This is a genomic window from Pseudonocardia benzenivorans CB1190, from assembly GCF_000196675.2.
GTDB lineage: Bacteria > Actinomycetota > Actinomycetes > Mycobacteriales > Pseudonocardiaceae > Pseudonocardia > Pseudonocardia benzenivorans.
Genome location: NC_015312.1, coordinates 718,862 through 745,100 on the forward strand (window position 1 = coordinate 718,862; position 26,239 = coordinate 745,100).

Here is a 26,239-nt window from a genome sequence, read left to right on the forward strand (position 1 = left end):
GGTGGCGGCGGCGGGGGCGCCGCCACCATCTCGGCTCCGTCCGGGCCCGGTGCTCGGCTCAGTGCTCGTGCACGATGACGCCGCGGACCAGCTCGCCGGCCAGCAGGTGCTCGTAGCCCTCGTTGATCTGGTCGAGGGTGTAGGTGCGGGTGATCAGCTCGTCGAGCTTGAGGGAACCGTCGCGGTAGAGCTCGAGCAGCCGGGGGATGTCGGTCGTCGGGTTGCAGTCGCCGAAGAGGCTGCCGCGGATCGTCTTGCGCCACAGCACGGCCTCGGTGCCCGACAGCGTGATCGTGCGGTCGGCGAACGGCGCCAGCGCGGTGATGACGACCGTCCCGTCCTTGCTGATCGCCTCGAACGCCGCGTCCACGACGTCGGACGTGACGTTGCCGACGGTGATGATCGCCGAGGTCGCCCCGACACCGCGGGAGAGGTCCTTGGCGAGCTCCTTGGCCTCCTCCGCGGTCGCGACGGCGTGCGTGGCCCCGAGGCTCATCGCGGTGTCGCGCTTGAGCTGCACCGGGTCGACGGCGATGATGTGCCGCCCGCCCGCGAGCCGCGCGCCCTGCACCGCGTTGATGCCGATGCCGCCGATGCCGTAGATGACGACGGTGTCGCCCGGCCGCACGTTCGCGGAGTTGACCGCGGAGCCCCAGCCGGTCGGCACACCGCACCCGACGAGCGCCGCGACCTGCAGCGGGAACTCGGGCGCGATCTTCACCGCGGAGCTCTCGTGGATGACGCCGTGGGTCGAGAAGGCGCCGATCATGCACATCGCGCCGTAGCGCCCGGCCTTGCCCGACAGCGGCCAGTTGCCGCTGGGCAGGTGGCCGCGCATCGTCGCCGCGCCCATGTCGCACAGGTTCTGCCGGCCGATGGCGCACCAGTGGCACGTGCCGCAGGTCGGGAGGAAGGAGGCGACGAAGTGGTCGCCGGGAGCGACCCGGGTGACGCCCGGCCCGACCTCTTCGACGATGCCCGCGCCCTCGTGCCCGAGCACGATCGGCAGCCATGCGCCGAGATCACCCTGCAGCACGTGCAGGTCGGAATGGCACAGGCCCGTGTGCGTCCAGCGGACGCGAACCTCGTGCTCGCCCGGGTCGGCCAGATCGAGCTCCTCGATCTGCAGGGGCTTGCCCACCTCGTGCAGCACGGCAGCTGTGGTCTTCACCGTTGGTGACCTCCGTCGTTCGCCTGCCCCGATCCTGCCTCGCGGCACCGGAGTTGTCCGCCCCGTTCGGGGCCGATCCGCGTCACGTGGTCGTCGTCACCCCGTCGTGGGGGTGGGAGACGTAGAGTCGGGCCGCCCCGAGCAGCGCCCCCCGAGCCGCGCCCCCCGAGCCGCACAGGAGCCCGCCGTGACCGCATCGCGCGACGTCCGTGCCGCGACCACCGTGGCCGTCGTGCTGGTGCTGGCGGCCGCGGTCGCAGGCGTCCTGCTGCTGCGCGACGGCGGCCCGACGGTGGCCGTCGCCGGCGAGGCGAGCGCGGCCGGGGCCGGCGCCGGTCCGGTGTCGACGGGACCGGCGGCGATCGCGGGCGGGGTGGTCGCGACGGCCTCCTGCACGTCCGCGCCCAGCCGCGCCGCCGACGGCACGCCGACGTCGTTCGACGCGGGGAACGCCGTCGACGGGCGGATGGACACCGCGTGGCGCTGCGACGGCGACGGGGTCGGCGACCGGCTGGTGCTGCGGCTGCCACGGTCCGGCCGGGTCTCGCAGCTCACGATCGTGCCCGGCTACGCGAAGACCGACCAGGCGGACGGCTCGGACCGCTACGCCCAGAACCGGCGGATCAGCGGCCTGACCGTCGACACCCGCGACGGACCGCCCACCGCGGTCTCGCTCGACCCCTCGCCGACCCGCCGCGCCGCCCAGACCGTCCGGTTCCCGGCGGCCGAGACCGACACCGTGACCCTGACGATCACGTCGTCGGTGCCGGGCGCGCCGGTCGGGACCCAGCCGGCGTCGGACCGCGTCGCGATCTCCGAGGTCACGTTCCCGGAGCTGCGCTGACCCGTGAGTGGCGATGGTCGCTCCAGCGACCATCGCCACTCACGGTCAGACGTGGGCGGCCTCGTCGTCGGCCTCGTGGATCGGGGTGAGGTCGATCCCGGCGGTCTCGGGCAGCGCGGCGAGCGCGGCGATCGTCGCGATCGCGAGCAGCGCCATCGCCCCGGCGATCAGCCACGGCACGCCGCCCGCGGCCGCGAGCAGCCCGACGGCGATGACCGGTGCGGGCCCGGCGAGCACCGCACCGGGGATCTCGCGGCCCAGGCCGAAGCCGCTGAACCGGTACGCGGCCGGGAACAGCTCGGCGTAGTAGGCGGCCTGCGAGCCGAACATCGCGAGGATGCTGCCGAACGCCAGCGCGAACCCGATCATGATCAACACAGTGTTGCCGGTGTCGATCAGCCAGAAGAACGGGAACGCGGTCAGCGCGCAGAGCACCGCGACGACGAGGTAGACCGGCTTGCGCCCGACACGGTCGGAGAGCTTGCCCACCAGCGGGATCGCCACGGCACCGACGGCGCAGCCGAGCAGCAGGGCGATCAGCGTCGTGCTCTTGGCCACGTCGCGGTCGGCGAGGTAGCCCAGCGCGAAGGTCTGGATCACGTAGATGTTGAACGCCAGGACGGTGTTGGCGACCATCACCAGCAGCAGCCGGCCGCCCATCGCGCGGATCAGCGTCAGTGCGGGGACCTTGGTGCGGGCGCGGGCGCTCTTGAGGTCGGCGAACACCGGCGACTCGGGCACCCGCAGCCGCAGGAACAGTCCGGTGCCGACGACGAGGATGCTGAGCAGGAACGGGATCCGCCAGCCCCACGTCATGAGCTGGTCCTTGGGCAGGGTCGCCACGGCGGCGCTGACGGCGGCCGCGAGCCCGATGCCGAGGAACACGCCGCAGGCCGGCAGCGAGGCGTAGTAGCCGCGCCGCTTGGGCGGCGCGAACTCCGCGACCATCGTCACCGCGCCGACGTACTCGGCGCCGACGCCCGCGCCCTGCAGCAGCCGGCAGACGACCAGCAGGATCGGCGCGGCGAGACCGATCGAGGCGTAGGTGGGCAGGCAGCCGATGATGACGGTCGAGATGCCCATCAGCAGCAGCGTCCCGACGAGCGAGACGCGGCGGCCGTACCGGTCGCCGAGGTGGCCGAAGATCGCCGCGCCGAGCGGGCGGGCGAAGTAGCCGACGCCGAACGTCGCGAACGCGGCGACGCGGCCCGCGGTGCTGGAGAACTCGGGGAAGAACAGCGTCCCGAACACCAGCGCCGCGGCCTGCCCGTAGATCGCGATGTCGTACCACTCGATCAGGCTGCCGATGACGGTGGCGGGGATGAGCCGGCTGCGCGACTCGGCCCACACCTCTTCCCGGGTGGCGGTCGTCGCTGGTGTGGTCATGTGCTCCTCCTCGAGCAGGCCCTGTCCGCGTCGGCCTCCACGCCGGTGCGGACGGTGTTGCGCAGCGGACGCCCCGACGCCAGCCGCTCGACGTTGTCGGCGATCACCGCGTAGCGGCGTCGCGCGAGGGAGCGGGTCCAGGCCGACGAGTGCGGGGTGCACCAGGCGTGGGGGAGCTCCCAGAACGGGTGCGCGGCCGGCGCGGGCGTCGGGTCGGCCGGGCTGGGGTAGCGGTACCAGACGTCCAGGATGGCGCCGCCGATGCTGTTGTGGCGCAACGCGTGCCACAGGGCGTCCTCGTCGACGATCTCGGCGCGCGAGACGTTGACGAGGACGGCGTCCGAGGGCATGCGGTCCAGCAGCGCGGCGTCGACCATGCCGCGGGTGTCGTCGGTCAGCGGGCACGCGACGACGAAGCGGTCCGCGCCGGCGGCCACGTCGGGAAGCCGCGAGGTCGGCAGCACCTGGGCGTGGTCGTGGCCCGCGGCGTGGTCGTCGACCGCGACGACCCGCATGCCGAAGGCCGCCGCCCTGGCCGCGATCGCGCGGCCGATGCGGCCGTAGCCGGCGATGCCCAGTGAGCGACCGTGCAGCTCGCCGTGCTCGGCGCGGCGCCGGTAGGTCCGCGCCCAGGTGTCGGGCCCGAACGCCGCCTGCATGTCCGCGGCCCGGATCTCCCACTCCAGCAGCCGGGCCAGCACGAACTCGGCGATCGGGATCTCGTGCTCGTACACGTTGGCGACGGTGGTGCGCGGGTCGAGGGCGTCGAGGTCGATGCCGTCGAGCCCGGCGCCGGGGACGTGCAGCAGCCGGAACGGGGGCAGGGGCGCCCCGTTCCGGCGCAGCCTGAGGGACACGACGACGTCGTCGACGTCGATCGCGTCGTCGTGGGCGTCCGTCGTGGCGGCCTCGGCGGGCAGCGCGACGACCTCGACCGCGGGGTCGAGGTGCGGGCGCAGGTCCGCCTCGTGCTCGGCCGCCTCGCCGACCAGCAGGACCCTCATCGCCGTCGCCTCGGCCGCTCGCCCGCGGCGGCGGCGTCGATGATCTCGGCGACGACGTCGCCGGTGACCGGGACGGGGTTGCCGGCGCGGTTCTGGTCGTGCGTGTCGGGGTGCAGGAACGCGTCGTCGGAGTGGTCGTCGGCCGACACGGAGATCTCGATCGCGCGGGCCCGGTCGCTCGCGTCGAGCCCGACGTCGGCGAGCGTGACCGGGAGCCCGACGTCGTGCACGAGGTCCCAGACGAACCCGGCGAGGTCGTCGGTACCGACGGCCTCGGCGACCCGCGCGAGCGGGGCCGGTGCGCGCTCGACGAGCACCGCGGTGACGTAGGGCAGCACGACGGCGTGCGCGATGCCGTGCTCGACCCCGAAGCTGCCGCCCAGCATGTGCGCGACGGCGTGCTGCAACGCGAACCCGCCGGTCAGCGCGGCCCCGCCGAGGTAGGCGCCGTAGAGCATCTCGTTGCGCGCCCACAGGCTCGACGGGTCGGCGAGCAGCCGCGGCAACGTCGCGGTGATGACGCGTGCGCCCTCGATCGCGGCCGGCAGGATCAGCGGGCTCACGCTGGACAGCGGGACCACGTCGATGCAGTGCGCCAGCGCGTTCAGCGCGCTGGCGGCGCTCACCGCGGCCGGCAGGCCCAGCGACAGCTCGGCGTCGTAGACGACCGTCGACGCGCGCATCGCCTGGCTCTCGTGCATGCGCTTGACGCCGTCGATCGTCATGCCGCAGTAGCCGGTCATCTCCGAGCCGGAGTACGTCGTCGGCACGGCGATGATCGGGAGCCCGGACTCGTAGGCGATGCCCTTGCACAGCCCGGTCGCGGCGCCGCCGCCGACGGCGACGAGGCAGTCGGCGTCCATGCTCTCGGCCTTGTCCCGGCCGCGGCGGGCGAGCTCGATCGGGACCTGGCTGACGGCCTCGGGCAGCAGCCCGGCGCAGGCGTCGCCGATCTCGCCCGCCAGCCGGTCGCCCAGCTCGGTGCGCCCCGGTGTCGTGACGACGAGCGCGCGCGACGCGCCGAGCCGGGCCACCTCGTCGCGCAGTCCGGCCACGCTGCCCGGGCCGAACACGACGCGCTTGGGCGTCTGGTTGTGCAGGCCGCCGGGGTGGGCGAAGGAGCGGGGCGCGGGCCTCACCAGTCCACCACCGTTCCGTCGGCGAGCACGGCGGAGCTGCTGTGGGGCACCTCGGGACGGTAGGGGTGCTTCGCCGCCTCCCGTTCGTCGACCTCGATGCCGAAGCCGGGGGCCGTCGGCACCTGCCAGTGGCTCCCCACCCGGCGCATGGGTGTCGAGACCACGTCGTCGTACCAGCTCACCGCGCCACTCATCTCCTCCTGGATCACGAAGTTGGGGGTCGCCACGTCGAAGTGCAGCGCTGCCGCGCCCGCGACGGGACCGTTGGGGTTGTGCGGCGCGACGCCGACGCCCTCGACGTCGCACAGTGCGGCGATGCGCGTGCCCTCGAGCAGGCCGCCGGTGTGGTTGAGGTCGGGCTGGGCGACGTGCACGGCCTTCGCGGCGAGCACCGGCAGGAACTCCCGCAGCCCGACGAGCCGCTCGCCCGTCGCGATCGGTGACGGCGACCGCGCCGCGACGGCCCGCAGCGCCTCGGTGTCACCGGGCTGCACGGGCTCCTCGCAGAACAGCGGGTCGTAGGGCGCGAGGACCTCGATGTACTGCAGGGCGGCGGCGACCGACGCCGTCCGGCCGTGGAAGTCGATCATCACGTCGACGTCGGGGCCGACGGTGTCGCGCAGCGTCGACATCATCGCGTCGACGTGGCGGCGCTCGGCCGCGACGGTCAGGTGGTGGCCGTAGGGGACGATGACGACCTTGAGCGCGTCGTAGCCCGCCTCGACGACCTTCGAGGCCTTCTCCCGGATCACCCCGATGTCGACGGTGTCGTAGACCGACGTCATGTCGCCGAGGCCGAGGTGGGTGTAGACGCGGACGGCGTCGCGGGTGCGGCCGCCGAGCAGCCGCCAGACGGGCAGCCCGGCCGACTTCCCGAAGACGTCCCACAGCGCGTGCTCGATGCCGCTGATCGCCGTCGCGCCGATGACACCGAGCCGGTAGTAGCTGTGCTTGGTCATGACGCGCACGCACTGGGCGACGTCGCGCGGGTCGCGGCCGAGGATCATCGGCGTCAGGTCCTCGATCGCGCCGACGACCGACCGGGTCTTCCAGTTCAGGCTCGCCTCGCCCCAGCCGTACAGGCCGTCGACGTTCGTGCGGACCTTCACCAGGATCCAGTTGCGCATCTCCGCGTTGACCACGAGCGTCTCGACGCCGGTGATCGTGATGGCACCCGGGTCCTCGGGCTGCATTCCTGAACTCCTTTGCACCGTCCGTCTGGGTTGCGACGACGGTAGATGCCTGCAGTGATCGTCTCCAACTCTTTGTTCGGATCAATTGATCCATGCTGCTTATCAGGGAATGCTGACCGGATGGACCGCTTCGGGCTGCAGTGCTTCGTCGCCCTCGCCGAGGAACTGCACTTCCACCGGGCCGCCGAGCGCTGCCACATCAGCCAGCCGGCGATGAGCCAGCAGATCGTCCGGCTCGAACGCGAGCTCGACGTCCGGCTCGCGCACCGCAGCAAGCGGTCCGTCGCGCTGACCAGGGCGGGGGAGGTCTTCCTCGAGCAGGCCCGGCGCACGCTGCGGCAGATGGACCTCTCGGTGACGCTCGCGCAGCGCACCGACCGCGGGGAGATCGGGCAGCTGACCGTCGGCGTCACGTCACCGGCGCTCTACGTCATGTTCCCCGAGGTCGCAGCGGTGTTCCGGCGGCGGCTGCCCGGTATGGGGCTCGTCGTGCGCGAGCTGACGACGGCGGAGCAGGAGCGCGCGCTGCGGATCGGGGACATCGACGTCGGGCTCGTGCACCCGCCACTGGACGACCCGCGGATCGCGACGGAGGAGGTCGCCCGCCCGCCGTTCCACGTCGCGTTGCCGGCCGGGCACCGGCTCTGCACGCAGGAGGAGGTGGAGATCGCCGACCTGGCCCGTGAGGGGCTGGTGATGTTCCCGCGCCAGATCGCTCCACAGCTCTACGACACGATCGTCACGCTGTGCCAGGACGCCGGCTTCAGCCCCACGATCGCGATGGAGGCGCATCCCGCGCAGTCGATCATCGCGTTGGTGAGTGCGGGGGTCGGGATCGGCTTCATCGCGTCGCAGGCACAGCGGCTGGCCCGCGACGGCGTGGTGTACCGGCCGATCCGTGGGCCGAAACCGCTGCTCGGGCTGGGCGTGGCCTACCACCGGGACGGGATGCTCCCGGCCGTCGAGGCGTTCCTGGACGCGGCGCGCGAGGCCGGGCGCGGGATCCGCTGAGCGGGCCGCCGATCCCGGGATCGGCGGCCCGCTCAGGGTTCGCTCACGTGCTGTTCATGCGGTCACAAGCGCAGTCGCGAGCGGCGACGGCCGTAGAGCGACGCCGCGAGCGCCACACCGAGCGCGGCGACGATGACCTGCACGAGCAACTCCAGCCAGTCGATCCCCGAGGTCTGCGTCGGGATGCCGATGGCGCGGGCGATCGCGGTCCCGATGAACGCGGCCACGATGCCGATGAGGATCGTCAGCCAGATCGGGATGCGCTGCTTGCCGGGCAGCACGAGACGGCCGAGGGCGCCGATGATCAGACCGATCACGATCGCCGTCAGGATTCCGGTGATGGTCATTCCGTCCTCCAGGTCCGCGGTCACCGCCTGTAGGCGACCGGCGCCACGGACTACCCGAATGGGGAAGGCGTCAACCGGACCGGTGGCGCGGCGGACTCAGCCGCCGGCCGCGGGGACGGTGGGCCGGTCGGCGACCGGCGCGCTCCGGGTCAGGACGACGCCCAGCAGGATCAGCGCCCCGCCCGCGAGCTGGAACGGCCCCGGCAGTTCACCCAACAGCAGCCAGGTGATCAGCGTCGAGAAGACGACCTCCAGCAGCGCGACGAGCGAGCCCCGGGTCGCCCCGATCCGCGACACCGCCCCGACCCCGGCGAGGTAGGCGATCAAGGCGCAGACCAGCGCCAACGTCACCGCCGGGAGGAGCCAGCCGACGTCGGCCCCGGCCAGCAGCACGGGAGCCGTCGGGGGCACGGCCAGCACGATCGGGGTGATCCCGACGAGCCCGCACAGCACGACGGCCACGGTGCCGACCACCATGCCGACGCCCGTCAGGACCAGCGGCGGGGTCCGCGTCCCGGCCCGGTCGACGACGAGGAAGTACGACGCCCAGCACACCGCGCCGAACAGTCCCCAGGCGACACCACCCGGATCGAGCACCCCGCCCGACCACACCTGCAGCACCAGCACCAGCCCGACGACGGCGGCGACCGCACCGACGAGCGTCGTCCGGTCGGGCGGCCGGCGGCGCACCAGCCACACCCAGCCGATCACCAGCACCGGTCCGAGGTACTCCAGCAGCAGGGCGATGCTCACCGGCAGCGTGCGGATCGCGCTGAAGTACGCCACCTGCACCCCCGCCACCGCGAACGCGCCGTAGAGCAGCAGCGCCGGGCCGTCGGCGCGCACCGCGGCGAGCACCCCGGGCCGGGCGACGGCGAGGACGACCACCAGCACCGCCGCGGCCCCGCCGATCCTGACGAGCACGGCGCCCGCTGGCGACCAGCCGGCCTCGATCAACGCCTTCGCCACCGGCCCGGACACCCCGAACGAGAGCGCCGAGACGAGTCCGAGCGCGACGCCGGTGGTCGTGCGGCTGCGGAGGCTCATCCGGGTGCCCGCTCGTCGGACCGGTGGACGGGGCGGTCGACGGCCTCGGCGACCGGCGGCGGGTCCGCCGCGACGGCCGTCGGTCCCGACCGGGTCAGGACGATGCCGGCCAGGATCAGCACCCCGCCCGCGAGCTGCCACGGCCCCGGCAGCTCGCCCAGCAGCAGCCAGGACGCGACGGTCGAGGCCACGACCTCCAGTAGCGCCACCAGCGACCCGCGCGCGGCGCCGATCCGCGTGATCGCGGCGACGCCGGTGAGGTAGGCGACCACCGTCGACACCACGACGAGCAGCGTCGCCGCGACCGGCCACCCGACGTCGTGCCCGGCCAGCACCACCGGCTCCGCGGTCGTGGTGGTGACGACCACCGGCAGCACACCCAGCAGCCCGAGCACCGCGACGACCGCCGTGCCGATCGTCATGCCGACACCTGCCAGCACGGTCGGCGGTGTCCGGGTGGCGCGGTCGGCGAGCAGGAAGTACGACGCCTGGCAGGCCGCCGCGGCCAGCCCCCACGCGATCCCCGCCGGGTCGAGCGCACCGCCCGACCACACCTGCACGACGAGCAGCAGCCCGGCGATCGCGACGAGGCCGCCGACGACCGTGCGCCGGCCCGGCGGCGTCCGGCGGACCAGCCACACCCAGGCGATCACCAGTACCGGTCCGAGGTACTCCAGCAACAGCGCGACGCTCACCGGCAGGTACCGGATGGCGTTGAAGAACGCCACCTGTACGCCGGCGACGGCCAGCACGCCGTAGACGACGAGCGCCGGGCCGTCGGCCCGCAGCGCGGCCAGCACGCCGGGCCGGGTCACCGCCAGCAGCACGAGCAGCACCACGGCGGCCCCGCCGATGCGCACCAGCACGGCACCGGCCGACGACCAGCCCGCGTCGATCAGCGCCCTGGCGAACGGCCCGGACAGCCCGAACGAGATCGCCGACGCGACGGCCAGGCCGAGCCCGGACGACGTGCGCGCCCTCACCGGCCCGCCCCGGATGCGGACGCCGCGCGCGGGCGCGACGGGTCGGCGTGAACGGTCATGGCGACCCGAGCGTGCCATCCGGACCGCGGCTGTGTCCCCCCCCCGCCCCCGACCCGCCCCGGCCCCGGCCCTGACGCGGCGGGCGCGCCACGGGGGCTCAGCGTTCGCCGGTCAGGACCGGCTTGACGTCGAGCACCGGCGTGCCGTCGACGGCTTCGAGGTCGCGGACCCGGAACCGGCCGGGCTCCACGGCGGTGATCGTCACCCGGTGCACGCCGATCGGGTTCGGCCGGTCCGCCGAACGGGTCGCGAACACCCCGCGCAGCGGCGCCTCGGGGTCGTCGCGCGGATGCACGACGAGCGTCGCCCGGTCGGCGCGGTGCAACCACGTCAGCAGCAGCACCTCGGAGCCCGCGGCGAGGTCGCGCGCGGCCTCGCGATAACGGTCGTCGAGGACGACCCAGGCCTGCGGCCCGCCCTCGTCGCCCTGCTTCGGCGCCGCGTCGGTGTCGGTCAGCGGGGAGGAGACGTGCCCGACCGCCACCAGGGCGGGACGTCCGGTCGTGCTGTCCGGCGGCGTCGCGTCAGGGGCCATGCCGCCGACGGTAGAAGACGTTGCCGTCGCGCGGGGCGGTCACTAGCGTCGGCACTCCGCCGGGAACGGAGGACGGCCATGGCGTCCGTCAGCGTCCGCTACATCGTCGACGACGTCGACGACGCGATCGCCTTCTACTGCGGGCACCTCGGGTTCACCGAGATCATGCATCCCGCTCCGACGTTCGCGATGCTGACCCGCGGCGCGCTGCGGCTCGTGCTCAGCGCCCCGGGCGGCCCGGGCGGTGGCGGGCAGGCGATGCCGGACGGCCGGGTCCCCGCCCCCGGTGGCTGGAACCGGTTCACCCTCGAGGTGGAGGACCTCGACGCGGCGGTCGCGTCGCTGCGCTCGGCCGGGGTCGGTTTCCGCAACGACGTCGTGTCCGGCGTCGGCGGCCGTCAGGTGCTGGTCGACGACCCGTCCGGCAACCCGGTGGAGCTGTTCGAGCCCACTCGTCCGGAGGCGCGGCTGTCGTCGCGCTGACGGCTCGACACGCCACACGATCGGGCGTCTCGTGGTGACGCGTGTCTCAACGTCCTCGTTGTGCCCGTATGGGGATACCCGAGAGCACGGTCGAGCTCGTCGCCGATGGGAAGAGCATCCCGATCGGTTCCAGGCCGGGGACCGAGGAGGCGCTCGGTCTGGGATGCCGCTGCCCGGTACTGGTGAACGGCCCGGCGACCGCGTCCGGCGATCTGCTGGTGGCACCCGACTGCGGGATCCACAGCGCGGACGAGCGCCGGTAGGGCGCCGGGACCGGGCGTCCGGACCCCCCGACCGTCCGGCCGGCCCCGGCGCGGAGCGATCCTCCCGGTCCCGGCGGGGCTCCGCGACCGGCCGCCGGCGGACACGAGGCGTCGGTCCGATGAACACCGGGAGAACCCCCGGTGCCGGCCGGACCCGCGACCGCACCGCCGCACCGGTCAGGTCGCGCCGGAGCGAGGGTCAACGGCATTCGGTGTGGCTTGCCACTCGTCCGGGTGGATCCGCGGGATCGTGCCGGGTTAGATGGCGGCCGATGGCCACCGGTCCGCACAGTGGCGCGTCACCGCAGGTGGCGGCGCCGCTGCAGCCGACCAGGAGCTTCGACACGGCCTGTGCACGCGTGATCGACTATCTGTGCACGGCGTTGCCGATGGGTGCCTGGGTGGTCACTCGGCTGGTCGACGACCGCCAGCTGATCCTCACCGCACGCGGTGAGGCCTACGAGCTCGAGGGCGGCCGGTCGTTGCCGTTCGCGCAGACGCTCTGCAGCCGGATGGCGTCCGGCGAGGCCCCCCGGATCGCGCCCGACGTCTCCCTCGTCCCCGCCTACGCGCGGATCGCGGCCGCGCTGCCGCTCGAGCTGGGCGCCTACGTCGGGACGCCGATCGTCTGGCCCGACGGGACGCTGTTCGGGACGGTCTGCGGGTTCGACCCGGCGCCCAAGCCCGACGCCATGCGCGCCCACCTGCCGCTGCTCGACCTGCTGTCGAGCCTGCTCTCGGCGGTCCTGGAGGCCGATCTCGGCGCGACCTCGGCGGCCCGCGCGCTGGAGATGGCCCGGCGGGAGGCCGAGGTCGACCCGCTCACCGGCCTGCTCAACCGGCGCGGCTGGGACCGCTTCCTCGGGCACGAGGAGGAGCGGTTCCGCCGGTTCGGCGACTCGGCGAGCGTCGTCGTGATCGACCTGGACAACCTCAAGGAGATCAACGACACCTTCGGTCACGAGGCGGGCGACCGCTACATCCGGGCGGCCGCGCGGGCACTCGCCGGCACCGTCCGTTCGGGCGACGTCCTGGCCCGGCTCGGGGGCGACGAGTTCGGCGTCGTCGCCGTCGGCTGCACCCCCGACCAGGCCGCCGACCTCGTCGTCCGTGCCGGTCGCGCGCTGGAGGCGGCAGGCATCTCCGGCTCCTTCGGGCACGCGCCCTACAGCATCGTCACCGGCTTCCCCGGGGCGTGGCGGGCCGCCGACGAGGCGATGTACGCGCAGAAGCGCCGACGTCGTGGCCGCCCGCCCCGGCACGCACGGTCCGGGCCGGGGTGAGTCGTCGTCACCGGTCGGCGGGCACCCGCGCGGTCGGCACCGCATCGGCGGGGATCCGGGCGGCGGGCGTCCGGGCCGCGCGGCGCACGAACGGCGCCACCGGGCTCAGCCGCAGCGCGCGCCGCATGCGGGCGACGGTGTCGCGGCGGCCGTCGAGCTCGACGAGCCCGGTCCGGGTCGCGACGTCGAGCGCGATGCGGCCCTCCCACACCTGGTAGAGCACCCCGAGCGACGACCGCAGCGTCACGTCGACGTCGTGACCGGGATCGGTCATGCACAGCGACACGTCGGTCGGGTCGACGACGAACCAGAACCGCTGCCGCCGCGTGTCGGGCAGCAGGACGTGCAGCACCGCGCGGCGGCCGTCGAACGGCGCCGGGTCGATCCCCGCGCGGATCCACCACATCAGGACGACGGGATCGAGCTCGTCGCTGCGCGGTTCGCCGAACGCCCAGCGCGCGCCCCACTCGGCGAGCCCGAAGACGATCGGGCGGAGCTCCTCGCAGGCCGGCGTCGGCCGGTACTCGCCGCCGACGTGCTCGACGAGCCCGTGCCGCTGCAGCTGGTCGAGCCGCTTGGAGAGCAGGCCGCGCGACATCCCCGGCAGGCCGCGGGCCAGCTCGTTGAACCGGGTCGCGCCGACGAGCAGGTCGCGGACCACCAGCAGCGTCCACCGGTCGCCCAGCACCTCGAGCGACCGGGTGATCGGACAGTACTGACCGTATCGGGACACGAGGACATGCTCCTCCGACCGGTACAGATTGGGAACTATCGACGGTTGCGGGGTCGCCCGATCCTCACCGTATGACAACCACCATCACCACTCCTGCCACCGCAATCACCGACGACGACGTGCGCGCCCTCGCCGCCCGTGTCGGAGCGGTCGCCGCCGCCCACGACGCCGCCCACGACCTCGACGCCACGTTCGTCACCGAGGCCTACGCCGAGATGGCCGAATCCGGGTACCTGCGCCTGGCCGTCCCCGTCGAGCTGGGTGGGCTCGGCGCGTCGATGCGCCAGGTCGTACTCGCCGAGGAGGAGCTCGGCGCGCGGTCCGGCGCGGCGGGCCTCGCCGCGGCCATGCACCTCTACCTCACGCTCGTGCAGTGCTGGCGGCAGCGCCGCGGTGCCGACGGCGCCGAGACCGCGCTGCGCCGCATCGCCGACGGGCTCGTGGTCGCGACCAGTGGCGGCTCGGACTGGGTGTGCCCGTCGACGACGGCCGTCGAGGTCGAGGGCGGCTACCGGTTCGACGGCCGCAAGACGTTCTGCAGCCAGGCCCCCGGGGCCGGCGCGATCTCCACGTCGGCGACGCTCGGCAAGGGAGCCGACGCCGTCGTCCTGCACGCGACCGTCCCGCTGTCCGCGCCGGGCGTGCGCATCGTCGAGACCTGGGACACGCTCGGGATGCGCGGCACCGCGAGCCACGACATCGTCTTCGACGGGGTGTTCGTCCCCGCCGCGGCGGTCCTCGGCACGCGGCCGTACGGCGTGCTCGCCGGTCCGCTGTTGGTCGCCGCGATGCACTTCGCGCCCGTCGCCGCAGCCGCGTACCTGGGCGTCGCCCGTGGTGCGGTCGAGGAGGCGACCCGCCTCGCACGCCCCGGTTCCACGCGAGGCGTGGGGGAGATGCACGCGAGGCTGCGGGTCGCGCGGTGGGCGCTGCACTCCGCCGTCGCCGAGATCGGCGACGACCCACCCGCCGACGAGGAGACGCTCGCGACGGTGATGACCGCGAAGCGGCACGTCGTCACGGAGGCCCGGACGATCGTCGACATCGCGCTGGAGGTCGCGGGCGGCCGGGCGTTCTTCCGGTCCTCGCCGCTCGAGCGCGCCTACCGCGACGTCCGTGCCGGCATGTTCCACCCGCTGACGCCGGAGGACACGCTGCAGCTGCTGGGCCGTCGGGCGGGCGTGTCGTAACGGCTCAGCGGCCGGTGACGCCGTCGATCGCCTCCCGTAGGAGGTCGGCGTGCCCGAGGTGGCGGGCGTACTCGGTGACCAGGTGCAGCAGCACCGCCCGCGCCGACATCGCCCTCCCGCGGAAGTCGATCTCGTGGTCGATCGGGACACGGGCCAGCGCGGCGTCGGCCCGCGGCCACTCCGCGACGAGTGTCGCGAGGTCGCGTTCGGCGGACGCGGGCTGCGCGTCGGCGAAGTCGCCCGGGTCCCCGGGGCCGCCGTGGAGGGCAGGGACGTCCTCGCCCGCCAGCCGCTGCCGCAGCCACACCCGCTCGACCTTGGCCAGGTGCCGGACCAGACCGAGCAGCGACAGCGTCGACGGCGGCAGCGCGCGCTCGGCCAGCTGCTCGGCCGTCAGCCCGGCGCACACGTTGAGCAGCGACGCGCGCTGCCGCGCCAGCAGGCCTTCCAGGATCGGCCGTTCGGCGCCGGTGATCGGGCCGTCGGTGATCGGCGCGGCAGGTGCGTCGGCGGGGGCGGGCGAGGTCCAGGTCACCACCTCATCGTGACCGAGCGACGACGGACGCGGTCGCCCGGACCACCGCGAGCGGCGAGGGTCGCCCGACCAGTCCGAGCGGCGATGGTCGCCACTCACGAGGGAGGACCGCCCGGCCCGCCCGGCCCGCCCACGGCTCAGTGGGCGTGCTCGTGGACCTGCTCTGCGGCGGCGTCGTGCACGTGGGTGTGCTCGTGGGTCTCGCCGTCGTGGGTGTGGGAGTGGGTGTGCTCGACGTGCCGGTGGTCGTGCGCGCCGTGCTCGTGGGTGTGGCTGGCGTCGCCGTGGGTGTGCTCGTGGGAGTGCGTCGCGCTCATCGTTCGCCCTTCGTCGATGGGGGCCGGACTGGTTCGTGGCGTCGACGGTAGGGGCCCGCGGGCGCCGGGGGAACGGCTCGGCCGTTGTCTCCAGAACATTCCTGTTGCAGTGAAGCTGCAGGTGAGAGGCCTGGGCGGCCATTCCGGTGCGCACGGCCGGGTGTTGCCGGCGGTGCCGTGTGGAGCAGGATCGGACCGTTTTGGTGTGATCGTCGGTTCACGGTGCCGATCCGAGGAGGAACCCCCGATGTCCGTCTCCGCCGGCGGGGACACCCGTCCGGGAGCATCTGGTTCGCTCGCCCGCCGGCACGGGTGGGTCGTCGTCCTCGCGGCGGGCGTCGTGTTGTTCGTCGTGGTCGAGCGGACGCTCGTCGCCACCGGGAACCCGAACTTCGTCCCGTCGGCCCTCCTGCTCGGCGCGGCGATCGTGCCGGCGTCGTTCATCGCGTTCGTCTACGGCCGCCGCCTGCCCTACGACGTCGACGCCGCCACGATCGGGATCTCCGCCCTCGTCGGTGGCGTCGTCGGCACCGTCGTCGCCGGGCTCCTGGAGTACGACGTCCAGCGGTCCTTCGGGTTCGTCCCGATGGCCGGGGTCGGGCTGATCGAGGAGACCAGCAAGCTGCTCGTCCCGGTCCTCGTGCTGATCTTCGCGGCCGGCTACCGGACGCGTGCCGACGGCCTGCTGATCGGTGTCGCGGCGGGCGCCGGGTTCGCCGCGCTGGAGACGATGGGCTACGCCTTCACGACGCTCGTGCAGTCGCACGGCAGCGTCACGGCGACCGTCGACGTCCTGCTGCTGCGCGGGATCATGAGCCCGGCAGCGCACATGGCCTGGACGGGCATCACGGCCACGGCGTTGTACGCGGCCGCCGAGTCGGGGTGGGCGGCCCGTCGGACCTGGATGTCCGTGGGCGCGTTCGTCCTGGCCGTCGCCCTGCACACCGCATGGGACAGTGCGCCCTCCCTGGTCTGGACGGCCGTGGTCGCCGTGGTCAGCCTGGTCGCGCTCGGCTGGACGGTGCACCGCACGGCCGTCGACGTCCGGGCCCGCGCCCAGGCACCGACGCCGGCGCCGCGCGTCCGACCGGACGCCTGAACCGGCCGGACGGCCCGGGGCGCGCAGCGCCGTCGCCGTCTCCTCAGTGGTCGGTGCCGTCGGTCGCCGAAGGGTGCCCACCGCCGGGCCCGTCCTCGACGACGAACTCGCCGGGCCGGACGTCCTCACGGCACGCGCCGCAGGTCACGACGGGATGCAGCGCCGCCCCGCAGCGGTGCACGAACACGGTCTTGGCCTCGTGATCGCCGGTGTGCCGCTCGCCCCACTCCTTGAGGGTGAGGATGACCGGCAGCAGATCGGCCCCGGCGGCCGTCAGGTGGTACTCGAAGCGGGGCGGGTGCTGCGAGTACTGCGTCCGCGTGATCGCGCCGGCCTCCTCCAGCCTGCGCAGCCGACCGGTGAGCAGCGTGCGCGGCGCCCCGGTGAGCGCGGCGAGGTCGGTGAACCGGTGGAAGCCGTACATCAGCTCGCGCAGGATCGGCAGCGAGTAGCGGTCGCCGAGGATCTCCAGCGCGTCGGACATGGTGCAGTCCCGCGGAGTCGGTATCGAATCTGGACTCACGCTGCTACCGTACCGGCACGGGTCAGTCCAGAAACTGGACCGACTGGACATCCACCACACCTGGAGACGTCATGACCGACATCGCCGATCTGGTCGAACGCAACGCCGACTTCGCCGCCGGGGAGTTCGCCGCCGGCCCCGCACCGACGATGGCGCCGCGGGGGCGGCTGATGGTCGTCGGCTGCGTCGACCCCCGCGTCGATCCCGAACGCGTACTCGGCCTCGAACGCGGCGAGGCCGTCGTGATCCGCAACGCGGGCGGGCGCCTGACCCCGGCGGCGCTGCGCGACATGGCGGTCCTCGACCGGGTCGGCGCCAGGGCGAACATGGCGAGCGGACCGGGCGGACCGTTCAACCTGGTGATCCTGCACCACACCCACTGCGGTCTGTCCCTGCTCGACCCGCACGACGACGCGGTGGCGGCCTACTTCGAGACCCCGCTCGACGGGGTCGACGCGTCGGCCCTCGGCGATCCGTTCACCTCGGTCCGGGCCGACGTCGAGATCGCCCGGCAGTCGATCCGGCGGCCCGGCCACCTGGTGTCGGGACTGGTCTACGACGTGGTGACCGGGAGGGTCGAGGTCGTCGTTCCCGCCGCGGCGGTCCCGGTCGGCTGATGGCTCGCCGTCCATCCTGCTCGCCCGGTCACCGGGGCGGCCGCCGACTGCCGGAACCCTCGACGACGACGGACGGCCACGGGGGATCAAACACCCGAATGGCCGGTGACGGCGCCGCGCAGACCCCGACATAGTAGGCCACTGGTCAGACCAGTGGACATTGTCGAGATCGCACGGCGGGAGTGGCCTGTGGACGACGGTGGGGCGGCGCACGCGACGACGGAGCGGCCGGCGGCGGACACCGGAGGTGCCGGTGCGGCGCCGGTGGCCCTGCGCGGCGCCCGTGAGATCGGGACGCGGTACGGCCTCGTCCTCGTGTGGGTGGCCCTGATCATCGCCTTCACGTTGCTCGCCCCGGGCCGGTTCCTCGTCGCGCAGAACATCGGGAACATCTTCGGTTCCCAGGCGGTTCTGCTGATCCTGGCGCTGGGCCTGATGTTCCCGGTCATCGCGGGCGAGTGGGACCTGTCGGTCGGGTCGATGCTCGGTCTCTCCCTGACGATCGTCGGGTACTTCAACGCCGTGCTCGGCCTGCCGATCTGGGTGGCGGTCCTCGTGGCGCTCGTGGTCGGCCTGGTCGTCGGGCTGCTCAACGCGTTCTTCATCGTCGCCGCGGGTGTGCCGTCGTTGATCGCCACGCTCGGGATGGCGACCCTGCTCGGGGGCGTCACCTATGCGATCTCCAACTCGACGATCTCCGGGCTGGACCCGGGGTTCGTCGCCGCGGGCCAGCGCTCGGTGTTCGCGATCCCGACCCCGTTCTACGTCGCGATCGGCATGGCCCTGGTCGCCTGGTACGTCCTGCGGTGGACACCCGGCGGGCGGTACCTCTTCTTCGTCGGGTCGAACCGGGACGTCGCCCGCCTCTCGGGCATCCGCGTGTCCCGGGTCCGGGTGACGGCGCTGGTCGTCTCGGGTGTCGTCAGTGCGTTCGCCGGCGTCGTGCTCGCCGCGTCGCTCGGTGCCTCCGGCCCGACGATCGGCGCTCCCTACCTGCTCCCCGCGTTCGCGGCGATCTTCCTCGGTGCCACCGCGGTCACCCCTGGACGGCTCAACGTCTGGGGGACCGTCATCGCCGTCTACTTCCTGATCACCGGCGTGACCGGGATGCAGCTGCTGGGCGCGCCGTCGTGGGTCCAGGACGTCTTCTACGGCGCGATCCTGCTGGCCGCCGTCGCACTGAGCCTGCTCGCCAGGCGCCGCACATGATCCCCGACGCCGGCGCCGCGCCGGTCCGTCGGAGCACGTCCCCGCAGTCCCGCGTCCCGGGTGAGGAGCAGCGATGAAGCAGATCCAGAGACCGCCGCGGCGTGGCCGCACCGCCACGAGGGCGTTCGGGGCGCTCGCCACCGCCGCCGCGCTGACCGTGCTCGCCGCGTGCGGGGGGCAGGGCGGGTCGAGCAACGGCTCGTCCGCGGCGGCCGACCCGGCCGCGGTGCAGAAGGCGACGGATGCGACGACGGCGCTCAGCGCGCCGCCGACGTTCGGCCTCACCGATGCCGACAAGGTCGATCCGGCCGGTGCCGCGGGCAAGAAGCTGTGGATCATCGACATCTCGTCGTCGATCCCGCTCGTCCAGGTCAGTGACGCGGCCACGACCCAGGCGCTCGGGCTGGTCGGCGCCACCGTCAAGACGTACGACGGCAAGGGCTCGGTCACCGAGTACACCCGCGGCATCCAGGCCGCGATCGCCGACAAGGCCGACGTCATCGCCCTGTACGCGATCGACCCGAACCTCGTCGCCGGCCCGATCCAGGCCGCGGCCGACGCCGGCATCAAGGTGGTCGTCGTGCAGTACGGCGACCCGGGCGCGCAGCTGCCCAAGAACGTCGCCGCGCAGGTCACCTACCCCTACACGGATGCCGGCGCCGCGATGGCGAACTTCATCGTCTCGGACGCGAAGGGTGCGGCGGTCGGCGTCGAGTTCATCTCGGCCTCGGACGTGAGCAACTCGAAGGCGATCGTCGGCGGTTTCCAGGACACGCTGAAGGCGGCCTGTCCGAACTGCTCGCTGACCGTCGACGACGTGCCCGTCGCCGACTGGCAGACGAAGATCACGACGCAGGTCAACTCGACGCTGGGCAGCCACCCGGACATCAAGTACGTCGTCCCGGTCTACGACGGCATGGCCACCTTCGCCGTCCCCGCGATCAAGACCTCCGGCAAGAAGGACGTCAAGCTCGTCAGCTTCAACGCCACGAAGTCGATCATGCAGAACCTCAAGGACGGCGACACCGTCGCCGCCGACGTCGGCTCCCCGCAGGCGTGGGAGGGCTGGGCGCTCGCCGACCAGTTCATCCGCATCGTCGGCGGCAACCCGCCGCTCGAGGACGAGAAGGTCGGGCTGCGCATGTTCACGGCCCAGAACATCGGCCGGATCGACCTCTCCGCGCCCGAGTCGACCTGGTACGGCGTCGACTACGAGAGCGGATACAAGAAGCTGTGGGGTGTCGGCGAGTAGCACCCCCACACGGACAGGAACGCGCATGAGCGACCCGGGCCCCTTCAGCCAGGTCAAGCCGGTGAGAGCATACGAGGCGATCGTCGCCCAGTTCGACGAGGCGATCCGCTCCGGCGCGATCCGACCGGGCGACCGGCTGCCGTCGGAACGCGAGCTGATGCGGCAGTTCGGGGTCGGGCGCTCCACCGTGCGCGAGGCGCTGCGCGTCCTGCAGAGCAACGGGATGGTCCGGTCCCGGCCCGGTGACCGGCGGGGCCCGGAGGTGGTGGCGTTCTCCACCGAGCTGCTGCACCGGCCGATGGAGGCGCTGCTCAACGTCGGGCAGGTCACGCTCTACGAGCTGATCTTCTTCCGGATGGTGACGGAGGGCAGCCTCGCCGGGCTGGCCGCGACGCGGTCCGGGGTCGACCCGGACGGCGTCGCGCAGCTCTGGTCGCTCGTGCAGGACCTCAAGGACGGGGCGGCCCGCGGGATGCAGCACTTCCTCAAGGCCGACACCGCGTTCCACGAGGGGGTGTCGCGGGTGGCGGGCAGCAACTTCCTGGCCGTGCAGAACGACGTCGTGCGCAACGCCGCGCGCAACTACCTCGCGACCAACATGGACACGCCGGTGCGGAGGTCGGACTACATGACCAAGGCGATCGAGAGCCACGAGACGCTGGTCCGCCACATCGAGGCGGGCCGCCAGCACGCCGCGACCCTGATGAACCACCGCACGATCCTGGCCCACTACTCGGTGTTCTTCACCGACGACGAGGTCGCCCGGCTGCGGTCGTTCTTCCTGGACCCGCCGGAGGCCGCGGAATGACCGTCGTCCTGCAGGTCGCCGACCTGACCGTGCGGTTCGGCCCGACCACCGCGCTCGACGGCGTCTCGTTGACGCTGCACGGCGGGGAGGTGCACGGGCTACTGGGGCACAACGGCTCCGGGAAGTCGACGCTGATCAAGACCCTCGCGGGCGTGAACACCCCGGAGTCCGGGACGGTCACGTCGAACGGTGCGGAGCTCGCGCTGCCGGTGAGTCCGACGGCGGCGCGGGCGAGCGGGCTGGCGTTCGTCCACCAGGGGCTCGGGCTCGCCCAGGACCTCAGCGTCCTGGAGAACATCGCCGTCGTCGCGTTCGACACCGGCCGGATCGGGCAGATCCGGTGGGCCCACGAGGCCCGCAAGGCCCGCGAGGAACTGGCCCGCTTCGGTGTCTCGGTCCGGCTCGACACCCCGGTGCGCGAGCTGCCGCCCGTCGAACAGGCGATCGTGGCGATCGTGCGGGCCCTCGCCTCGGTGGAGGGACCACCCGGCGGGCGGCTGCTCGTGCTCGACGAGCCGACCGTCTACCTCCCGCGCGACCAGGTGCAGCGGCTGTTCGACGCGGTCCGCGGGTTCGTGGCGGGCGGCGACGCGGTGCTGTTCGTCTCGCACCGCATCGACGAGGTCCTCACGCTCACCGACACCATCTCGGTGCTGCGTGGCGGCCGGCTCGTCGCGACGGAACCGACCGGCGCCCTCGACGAGCGCCGGATCGTCGCGTTGATCGTCGGCCACGAGCTCGCCGCGGCCGCCCCCGACACGCACCACGTGACCGGTGAGGTCGCCGCGACCTTCGACGACATCGGTGGTGCCGTCCTGCGCGGCATCTCGTTCACGGTGGCGCGCGGGGAGATCCTCGGCGTCACCGGGCTGGCCGGATCGGGCTTCGACGAGCTGCCCTACGTACTGGCCGGCGCGCGGCCCGGCTCGGGAACCGTGGCCCTCGGTGGCCGGCGGGTCGACGTCGCCGGGCTCGACCCGCGCGCGGCGATCGCGGCGGGGATCGTGCTGATCCCCGCCGACCGGGCCCGCCTCGGCGTGATCGGCGAGGTCAGCATCCGGGAGAACGTGGCGTTGCCACGGATGCAGCGGTTCTTCAGGGGCGGCCTGCTGCGCGAAGGCGCCGAGCGTGCCTGGGTGCGCGAGCTCGTCGACGGGTTCGGGGTCCTGCACGGCGGCGTCGACCGCGAGATGAACACCCTCAGCGGCGGCAACCAGCAGAAGACGGTCCTCGCCAAGTGGCTGGCCGGCGACCCCGACCTGATCCTGCTGCACGAACCCACGCAGGGCGTCGACGTCGGCGGCCGCTTCGACATCTACCGCCAGCTGCGCGACGCCGCCGACCGGGGCGCGGCCGTCGTCGCCGCGGGCGAGTCGCCCGAGGAGCTGGCCGAGCTCTGCGACCGCGTGCTGATCGTCAAGGACGGCGCGCTGTTCGGCGAGCTCCGCGGTGCACGCGTGGAGAAGCACGCGATCGTCGACGCGACCCTGTCCGAAACACCCCTGTGAGTGCCGATGGTCGCTGGAGCGACCATCGCCACTCACGACCGACTCGACCCGATACGAGGCTCGGCCCCGTACGAGAAGGAGTGACCATGCTCGACCTCGCGCTCACCGGCGGCCTCGTCGTCGGACCGACCGAGACCTCCGCGCTCGACGTCGGCATCGCCGACGGCCGCATCTCGATGCTCACCTCACCCGGCGGCCTCCCTGAGGCCCGCGAGAGCGTCGACGTCTCCGGGCTGACGCTCGTCCCCGGCGGCATCGACCCGCACGTGCACTGCGACCTCGCGATCGAGCACGAGGGCCACGAGCCGGCGGTCTCGTTCGGGCCGGACGTCGTCGGCTCCGCGGCGCTCATCGGCGGCACGACGACGTTGATCGACTTCGTGTGGCTGAACCCCGGCGAGGCGATCCCCGACGGGATCGAGCGCTTCTCCCGGCGCTGGGAGGAGGTCAGCCCGATCGACTTCTCGTTCCACGTGGTGCTGCGCGGCGAGGTCGGCCGTGAGCTGCTGGCCCAGATGCCGGGCGCGATCGAGGCCGGCTTCCCGAGCTTCAAGGTCTTCACCACGAACGTCTTCCCGAGCGCCCCGATCGGCGGCATCCCGCTGATGGTCGACTTCGGGTCGCTGCAGGAGGTCCTGGAGACCACCGCCGCGAACGGCGGCATCACGATGATCCACTCAGAGGACGACGACATCGTCCAGCACATGTACCGCAAGCTCCTCGCGGACGACCGCATGGAGTACACGAACCTGCACGAGGTCCACAACTCGCTGTCCGAGGACCTGTCGTTCCGGCGGGCGATCCGGTTGGCGCACAAGGTCGGTGACGCGCCGATCTACTTCGCCCACGTCAGCGCGAAGACGGGCGTCGACGCCATGGCCGAGGCGCGCGCCGAGGGCCGCCCGGTGTTCGGCGAGACCCTGCACCAGTACGCGCTGCACACCTACCACGACTACCGCGAGCCCGACGGCATGAAGTACCACACCTACCCGTCGCTCAAGGACCACGAGGACACCGAACGGCTCTGGTCGGGGATCGGCGAGGGCGTGCTGTCCTGCTTCGCCACCGACGCGCAGGCCACGACCTACGCCGTGAAGACGCAGGGCCGTCGGGTGGACGACGTCGTCGGCGGCAACACCGGCCTCGAGCCGCGGATGGCCCTGCTCTACACCGAGATGGTCACCAAGCGCGGCATGACGTTGCAGCAGTACGTCGAGGCCACCTCGGCCAACGCCGCGAAGATCCACGGCCTCTACCCGCGCAAGGGCCTGCTGGCCGTCGGGTCCGACGCCGACATCCTCGGCCTGCGCACCGGCGTCGAACGCACCATCACCCACACCGACCTGCACGAGTCCGACTACACGCCCTGGGAGGGCTGGACGGTCAGTGCGTGGCCGCAGCTGACCCTGTTGCGCGGCAAGGTCGTCGCGCGCGACGGTGCATTCGTCGGCGACCCGGTCGGTGGGCGCGTCGTTCCGCGGAGGATCGCCGACGCGATCACCACCGGCCCCCGGTACGCGTGATGGGGCTGCCCCGCATCGGGATCGCCGCCTGCGGCGGCACCATCGCCGCCACCGCGGACGGCGGTGGGACGGCCACGCCCCGGCTCGGCGCCGCCGACCTGCTCGACGCCGCGCCCTGGCTGCGCGACATCGCCGACCCGCAGGCGCGCACCGTCATGACCAAGGCGTCACCCGACATCACGGTCGACGACACCGTCCGGCTCCACGACGAGCTGGTCGCGTTCGTCCGCGACGAGCGGCTCGACGGCGTCGTCGTCACGTCGGGGACGGACACCCTCGAGGAGGTCGCGTTCACTGTCGACCTGCTGTGGGACTCCGACGTGCCGCTCGTGGTGACGGGCGCGATCCGCAACGCGAGCAAGCCCGGCGCCGACGGCCCGGCGAACCTGACGGCGGCCGTCGCGACCGCGGCGTCGGCCGCTGCCCGGGGGCTCGGTGCGCTCGTCGTGCTGAACGACCAGGTCCACGCCGCGCGGTACGCGCGCAAGGGCAACTCCGGCAACGTCGCCGCGTTCGTGTCGCCGACGGTCGGGCCGCTCGGCTACCTCGCGGAGGGTGTCCCGGTGATCCCGCTGCGGGTCTCGCGGACCCCGCGCGTCGACCCGCCGGTCCTCCCGGTGTCCGCGGCCGTCGCGCTGCTGACCACCTTCATGGGCGACGACGGTGCCCTGCTGCCTGCCGTCGCGTCGGGCGGGTTCGCCGGGCTCGTCGTCGCCGGCTTCGGGGGCGGTCACGTGCCCGCCGCCTTCGCGGAGCACCCGGCGTTCGCGCAGCTGCTCGACTCCGTGCCGGTCGTGCTCGCGTCGCGGGCCAACGCCGGGGAACCGTTGCGCGCCACCTACAGCGGGTTCTCCGGATCCGAGACCGAGCTGGCCCGTCGCGGAGTCATCAGCGCCGGTTGTCTCGACGCGCCCAAGGCGCGCGTGCTGCTGACCCTGCTGGCGGCCGCGGGCGAGCCGCCCGAACGGGTCCGTGCCGCGTTCCGCCGGTTCTCCGCACTCCCGTAGGCCCTTCCCAGGAGGACACTCCGCATGCGCACGCACAACCTCGCCGTCATCGGTGGCGACGGGATCGGACCGGACGTCACCGCGGCGGCCCTCGCGGCCATGCGCGCCGCGGCCGACCGGTTCGGTTTCACCCTGTCCACCACCGACTTCGACCTCGGCGCGGCGAGCTACCACCGCACCGGGGTGGCACTCGACGACTCCGCCGTGGAGCAGTTGCGCGGCCACGACGCGATCCTCCTCGGCGCCATCGGGGACCCGAGCGTGGCTCCCGGGATCCTGGAGCGCGGCGTCGTGCTCGCGCTGCGGGTCGCGCTGGCCCAGTCGGTCAACGTGCGGCCCGTCCGGCTGTACCCGGGGGTGCAGAGCCCGGTGCGTGGCATCACGCCCCAACGCTGCGACATGGTGATCCTGCGCGAGAACACCGAGGGCCTCTACGCCGGCGGCGGCGCTCTCGTCCACGAGGGGACGGCGAACGCCCTCGCGTTGCAGCAGTCGGTGACCACGGCGTCGGCCACCCGCTCGATCGTGGAGGTGGCGTTCCGGCTCGCCGCGGCCCGCCGGGGACGGCTGGCGTTGTGCCACAAGTCCAACGTCCTCACCTACGCGGGACGGCTGTGGGACGAGGTCGTCGAGGAGGTCGGCGCCGAGTACCCCGACGTGACGCGCGACTACGTCCACGTCGACGCGATGTGCCAGCACCTGCCGCTGAGCCCCGAGCGGTTCGACGTCGTCGTCACCGACAACCTGTTCGGCGACATCATCAGCGACCTCGGCGCGACGGTGCAGGGCGGACTGGGGCTCGCGGCGAGCGCCAACCTCAACCCGACCGGGTCGGCCCCCAGCATGTTCGAGCCCGTCCACGGTTCCGCGCCCGACATCGCGGGCAAGGGCTGGGCGAACCCGGCCGCGGCCGTGCTGTCGGGCGCGCTCTGCCTCGCCGCGCTCGGTGAGCGCGACGCGGCGCTGGCCTGCGAGGCCGCGGCGGCGTCCGTCGTCGCGGAGCTGCCCGCGCTGTCGGGGGCGGCGATGGGCGCGTCGACGGCGGAGATCGGGGAGCGGATCGCCGCGCGCGTGGCGACGGCCGACCCGGCGACCATCGGCGACCCCGCGACGTCGCTGATGAGCGCCATGGCCGCCATCGCGCCGGTGCCCGACCGCGGCTGAGCAGC

The 26,239-nt window shown here is 73.2% G+C and carries 28 protein-coding genes; 15 read left to right on the forward strand and 13 right to left on the reverse strand.

Annotated features, from left to right (window positions below; translation table 11 throughout):
* Window positions 1-58 precede the first annotated feature (58 nt).
* Window positions 59-1,171 carry a Zn-dependent alcohol dehydrogenase gene (locus PSED_RS03405; RefSeq protein WP_013672865.1) on the reverse strand — a complete coding sequence of 371 codons (1,113 nt, stop codon included), beginning with the start codon at window positions 1,169-1,171 and terminating at the stop codon, window positions 59-61.
* Window positions 1,172-1,358: 187 nt separating this feature from the next.
* Here PSED_RS03405 and PSED_RS03410 point away from each other — a divergent pair, with 187 nt between their 5' ends.
* On the forward strand, window positions 1,359-2,015 hold the full coding sequence (locus tag PSED_RS03410) for an NADase-type glycan-binding domain-containing protein (RefSeq protein WP_013672866.1): 657 nt from the start codon (window positions 1,359-1,361) through the stop codon (window positions 2,013-2,015).
* A 45-nt stretch (window positions 2,016-2,060) separates the two neighbouring features.
* Here the strand turns inward: PSED_RS03410 and PSED_RS03415 are convergent, their stop codons facing one another.
* From PSED_RS03415 to PSED_RS03430, 4 genes are read right to left on the reverse strand one after another with little or no spacing between them, the layout of a single operon-like run.
* On the reverse strand, window positions 2,061-3,401 hold the full coding sequence (locus PSED_RS03415) for an MFS transporter (RefSeq protein WP_013672867.1): 1,341 nt from the start codon (window positions 3,399-3,401) through the stop codon (window positions 2,061-2,063).
* Entirely contained in the window at window positions 3,398-4,405 is a 1,008-nt protein-coding gene (locus tag PSED_RS03420; RefSeq protein ID WP_013672868.1) for an NAD(P)-dependent oxidoreductase, read from the reverse strand. Before PSED_RS03420 ends, PSED_RS03415 begins: the two co-directional genes overlap by 4 nt.
* On the reverse strand, window positions 4,402-5,544 hold the full coding sequence (locus tag PSED_RS03425; protein WP_013672869.1) for a maleylacetate reductase: 1,143 nt from the start codon (window positions 5,542-5,544) through the stop codon (window positions 4,402-4,404). Before PSED_RS03425 ends, PSED_RS03420 begins: the two co-directional genes overlap by 4 nt.
* Window positions 5,541-6,737, reverse strand: a complete 1,197-nt coding sequence (locus PSED_RS03430) for an enolase C-terminal domain-like protein (RefSeq protein ID WP_013672870.1) — start codon at window positions 6,735-6,737, stop codon at window positions 5,541-5,543. The genes PSED_RS03425 and PSED_RS03430 overlap by 4 nt, the downstream gene beginning before the upstream one ends.
* A gap of 120 nt (window positions 6,738-6,857) precedes the next feature.
* On the opposite strand from PSED_RS03430, the gene PSED_RS03435 reads away from it, so the two are divergent.
* Window positions 6,858-7,748, forward strand: a complete 891-nt coding sequence (locus tag PSED_RS03435) for a LysR family transcriptional regulator (RefSeq protein WP_013672871.1) — start codon at window positions 6,858-6,860, stop codon at window positions 7,746-7,748.
* 62 nt (window positions 7,749-7,810) lie between these two features.
* On the opposite strand, the gene PSED_RS03440 is transcribed toward PSED_RS03435, so the two are convergent.
* From PSED_RS03440 to tsaA, 4 genes are all read right to left on the reverse strand, one after another.
* Entirely contained in the window at window positions 7,811-8,095 is a 285-nt protein-coding gene (locus tag PSED_RS03440) for a GlsB/YeaQ/YmgE family stress response membrane protein (RefSeq protein WP_013672872.1), read from the reverse strand.
* A 96-nt stretch (window positions 8,096-8,191) separates the two neighbouring features.
* A complete protein-coding gene (locus PSED_RS03445) occupies window positions 8,192-9,142 on the reverse strand; it encodes an EamA family transporter (protein ID WP_013672873.1) in 951 nt (316 codons plus the stop codon).
* Window positions 9,139-10,125: an EamA family transporter gene (locus PSED_RS03450; RefSeq protein WP_013672874.1), complete on the reverse strand. Its 987-nt coding sequence runs from the start codon at window positions 10,123-10,125 to the stop codon at window positions 9,139-9,141. The genes PSED_RS03445 and PSED_RS03450 overlap by 4 nt, the downstream gene beginning before the upstream one ends.
* 157 nt (window positions 10,126-10,282) lie before the next feature.
* Window positions 10,283-10,720, reverse strand: coding sequence for a tRNA (N6-threonylcarbamoyladenosine(37)-N6)-methyltransferase TrmO (tsaA, locus tag PSED_RS03455; protein ID WP_013672875.1), 438 nt, complete (start codon window positions 10,718-10,720; stop codon window positions 10,283-10,285).
* A 78-nt stretch (window positions 10,721-10,798) separates the two neighbouring features.
* Here tsaA and PSED_RS03460 point away from each other — a divergent pair, with 78 nt between their 5' ends.
* The 3 genes from PSED_RS03460 to PSED_RS03470 all read left to right on the forward strand — a co-directional run bounded on the left by PSED_RS03460 (window position 10,799) and on the right by PSED_RS03470 (window position 12,749).
* Window positions 10,799-11,203, forward strand: a complete 405-nt coding sequence (locus tag PSED_RS03460) for a VOC family protein (RefSeq protein WP_013672876.1) — start codon at window positions 10,799-10,801, stop codon at window positions 11,201-11,203.
* Between the two features lie 68 nt (window positions 11,204-11,271).
* On the forward strand, window positions 11,272-11,466 hold the full coding sequence (locus PSED_RS03465; RefSeq protein WP_013672877.1) for a hypothetical protein: 195 nt from the start codon (window positions 11,272-11,274) through the stop codon (window positions 11,464-11,466).
* 272 nt (window positions 11,467-11,738) lie between these two features.
* Window positions 11,739-12,749, forward strand: coding sequence for a sensor domain-containing diguanylate cyclase (locus PSED_RS03470; RefSeq protein WP_013672878.1), 1,011 nt, complete (start codon window positions 11,739-11,741; stop codon window positions 12,747-12,749).
* 7 nt (window positions 12,750-12,756) lie between these two features.
* On the opposite strand, the gene PSED_RS03475 is transcribed toward PSED_RS03470, so the two are convergent.
* Window positions 12,757-13,482, reverse strand: a complete 726-nt coding sequence (locus tag PSED_RS03475) for a winged helix-turn-helix transcriptional regulator (RefSeq protein ID WP_013672879.1) — start codon at window positions 13,480-13,482, stop codon at window positions 12,757-12,759.
* Between the two features lie 71 nt (window positions 13,483-13,553).
* Here PSED_RS03475 and PSED_RS03480 point away from each other — a divergent pair, with 71 nt between their 5' ends.
* The gene (locus tag PSED_RS03480) at window positions 13,554-14,672 is read left to right on the forward strand and encodes an acyl-CoA dehydrogenase family protein (RefSeq protein WP_013672880.1); all 1,119 of its coding nucleotides are present in this window, start codon (window positions 13,554-13,556) and stop codon (window positions 14,670-14,672) included.
* A gap of 4 nt (window positions 14,673-14,676) precedes the next feature.
* On the opposite strand, the gene PSED_RS03485 is transcribed toward PSED_RS03480, so the two are convergent.
* A complete protein-coding gene (locus tag PSED_RS03485; RefSeq protein ID WP_041760395.1) occupies window positions 14,677-15,207 on the reverse strand; it encodes a DinB family protein in 531 nt (176 codons plus the stop codon).
* A gap of 137 nt (window positions 15,208-15,344) precedes the next feature.
* Entirely contained in the window at window positions 15,345-15,524 is a 180-nt protein-coding gene (locus PSED_RS03490; protein ID WP_013672882.1) for a zinc transporter Slc39a7, read from the reverse strand.
* A gap of 247 nt (window positions 15,525-15,771) precedes the next feature.
* Between PSED_RS03490 and PSED_RS03495 the strand changes: the two genes are divergently transcribed.
* Entirely contained in the window at window positions 15,772-16,623 is an 852-nt protein-coding gene (locus PSED_RS03495) for a PrsW family intramembrane metalloprotease (RefSeq protein WP_013672883.1), read from the forward strand.
* Between the two features lie 43 nt (window positions 16,624-16,666).
* On the opposite strand, the gene PSED_RS03500 is transcribed toward PSED_RS03495, so the two are convergent.
* Entirely contained in the window at window positions 16,667-17,107 is a 441-nt protein-coding gene (locus PSED_RS03500; RefSeq protein WP_013672884.1) for a winged helix-turn-helix transcriptional regulator, read from the reverse strand.
* Window positions 17,108-17,217: 110 nt separating this feature from the next.
* Here PSED_RS03500 and PSED_RS03505 point away from each other — a divergent pair, with 110 nt between their 5' ends.
* The 8 genes from PSED_RS03505 to PSED_RS03540 all read left to right on the forward strand — a co-directional run bounded on the left by PSED_RS03505 (window position 17,218) and on the right by PSED_RS03540 (window position 26,234).
* Entirely contained in the window at window positions 17,218-17,763 is a 546-nt protein-coding gene (locus tag PSED_RS03505) for a carbonic anhydrase (RefSeq protein ID WP_013672885.1), read from the forward strand.
* Window positions 17,764-17,952: 189 nt separating this feature from the next.
* On the forward strand, window positions 17,953-18,972 hold the full coding sequence (locus PSED_RS03510) for an ABC transporter permease (RefSeq protein WP_013672886.1): 1,020 nt from the start codon (window positions 17,953-17,955) through the stop codon (window positions 18,970-18,972).
* 73 nt (window positions 18,973-19,045) lie between these two features.
* A complete protein-coding gene (locus PSED_RS03515) occupies window positions 19,046-20,224 on the forward strand; it encodes a sugar ABC transporter substrate-binding protein (RefSeq protein ID WP_013672887.1) in 1,179 nt (392 codons plus the stop codon).
* Window positions 20,225-20,249: 25 nt separating this feature from the next.
* Complete coding sequence (locus tag PSED_RS03520; protein WP_013672888.1) at window positions 20,250-21,032, forward strand: FadR/GntR family transcriptional regulator; 783 nt, start codon at window positions 20,250-20,252, stop codon at window positions 21,030-21,032.
* Complete coding sequence (locus PSED_RS03525; protein WP_013672889.1) at window positions 21,029-22,540, forward strand: sugar ABC transporter ATP-binding protein; 1,512 nt, start codon at window positions 21,029-21,031, stop codon at window positions 22,538-22,540. Before PSED_RS03520 ends, PSED_RS03525 begins: the two co-directional genes overlap by 4 nt.
* Before the next feature lie 86 nt (window positions 22,541-22,626).
* Complete coding sequence (locus PSED_RS03530) at window positions 22,627-24,063, forward strand: amidohydrolase family protein (RefSeq protein WP_013672890.1); 1,437 nt, start codon at window positions 22,627-22,629, stop codon at window positions 24,061-24,063.
* Complete coding sequence (locus tag PSED_RS03535; protein WP_013672891.1) at window positions 24,063-25,070, forward strand: asparaginase; 1,008 nt, start codon at window positions 24,063-24,065, stop codon at window positions 25,068-25,070. The genes PSED_RS03530 and PSED_RS03535 overlap by 1 nt, the downstream gene beginning before the upstream one ends.
* A gap of 24 nt (window positions 25,071-25,094) precedes the next feature.
* Window positions 25,095-26,234, forward strand: a complete 1,140-nt coding sequence (locus PSED_RS03540; RefSeq protein WP_013672892.1) for a 3-isopropylmalate dehydrogenase — start codon at window positions 25,095-25,097, stop codon at window positions 26,232-26,234.
* Window positions 26,235-26,239 lie beyond the last annotated feature (5 nt).

Coding starts and splice junctions, on each gene's coding strand:
- PSED_RS03415 (WP_013672867.1), bottom strand. CDS start 3,401: ATGACCACACCAGCGACGACCGCCACCCGGGAAGAGGTGTGGGCCGAG.
- PSED_RS03420 (WP_013672868.1), bottom strand. CDS start 4,405: ATGAGGGTCCTGCTGGTCGGCGAGGCGGCCGAGCACGAGGCGGACCTG.
- PSED_RS03430 (WP_013672870.1), bottom strand. CDS start 6,737: ATGCAGCCCGAGGACCCGGGTGCCATCACGATCACCGGCGTCGAGACG.
- PSED_RS03435 (WP_013672871.1), top strand. CDS start 6,858: ATGGACCGCTTCGGGCTGCAGTGCTTCGTCGCCCTCGCCGAGGAACTG.
- PSED_RS03440 (WP_013672872.1), bottom strand. CDS start 8,095: ATGACCATCACCGGAATCCTGACGGCGATCGTGATCGGTCTGATCATC.
- PSED_RS03445 (WP_013672873.1), bottom strand. CDS start 9,142: ATGAGCCTCCGCAGCCGCACGACCACCGGCGTCGCGCTCGGACTCGTC.
- tsaA (WP_013672875.1), bottom strand. CDS start 10,720: ATGGCCCCTGACGCGACGCCGCCGGACAGCACGACCGGACGTCCCGCC.
- PSED_RS03460 (WP_013672876.1), top strand. CDS start 10,799: ATGGCGTCCGTCAGCGTCCGCTACATCGTCGACGACGTCGACGACGCG.
- PSED_RS03465 (WP_013672877.1), top strand. CDS start 11,272: ATGGGGATACCCGAGAGCACGGTCGAGCTCGTCGCCGATGGGAAGAGC.
- PSED_RS03470 (WP_013672878.1), top strand. CDS start 11,739: ATGGCCACCGGTCCGCACAGTGGCGCGTCACCGCAGGTGGCGGCGCCG.
- PSED_RS03480 (WP_013672880.1), top strand. CDS start 13,554: ATGACAACCACCATCACCACTCCTGCCACCGCAATCACCGACGACGAC.
- PSED_RS03490 (WP_013672882.1), bottom strand. CDS start 15,524: ATGAGCGCGACGCACTCCCACGAGCACACCCACGGCGACGCCAGCCAC.
- PSED_RS03495 (WP_013672883.1), top strand. CDS start 15,772: ATGTCCGTCTCCGCCGGCGGGGACACCCGTCCGGGAGCATCTGGTTCG.
- PSED_RS03500 (WP_013672884.1), bottom strand. CDS start 17,107: ATGTCCGACGCGCTGGAGATCCTCGGCGACCGCTACTCGCTGCCGATC.
- PSED_RS03505 (WP_013672885.1), top strand. CDS start 17,218: ATGACCGACATCGCCGATCTGGTCGAACGCAACGCCGACTTCGCCGCC.
- PSED_RS03515 (WP_013672887.1), top strand. CDS start 19,046: ATGAAGCAGATCCAGAGACCGCCGCGGCGTGGCCGCACCGCCACGAGG.
- PSED_RS03520 (WP_013672888.1), top strand. CDS start 20,250: ATGAGCGACCCGGGCCCCTTCAGCCAGGTCAAGCCGGTGAGAGCATAC.
- PSED_RS03525 (WP_013672889.1), top strand. CDS start 21,029: ATGACCGTCGTCCTGCAGGTCGCCGACCTGACCGTGCGGTTCGGCCCG.
- PSED_RS03530 (WP_013672890.1), top strand. CDS start 22,627: ATGCTCGACCTCGCGCTCACCGGCGGCCTCGTCGTCGGACCGACCGAG.
- PSED_RS03535 (WP_013672891.1), top strand. CDS start 24,063: ATGGGGCTGCCCCGCATCGGGATCGCCGCCTGCGGCGGCACCATCGCC.
- PSED_RS03540 (WP_013672892.1), top strand. CDS start 25,095: ATGCGCACGCACAACCTCGCCGTCATCGGTGGCGACGGGATCGGACCG.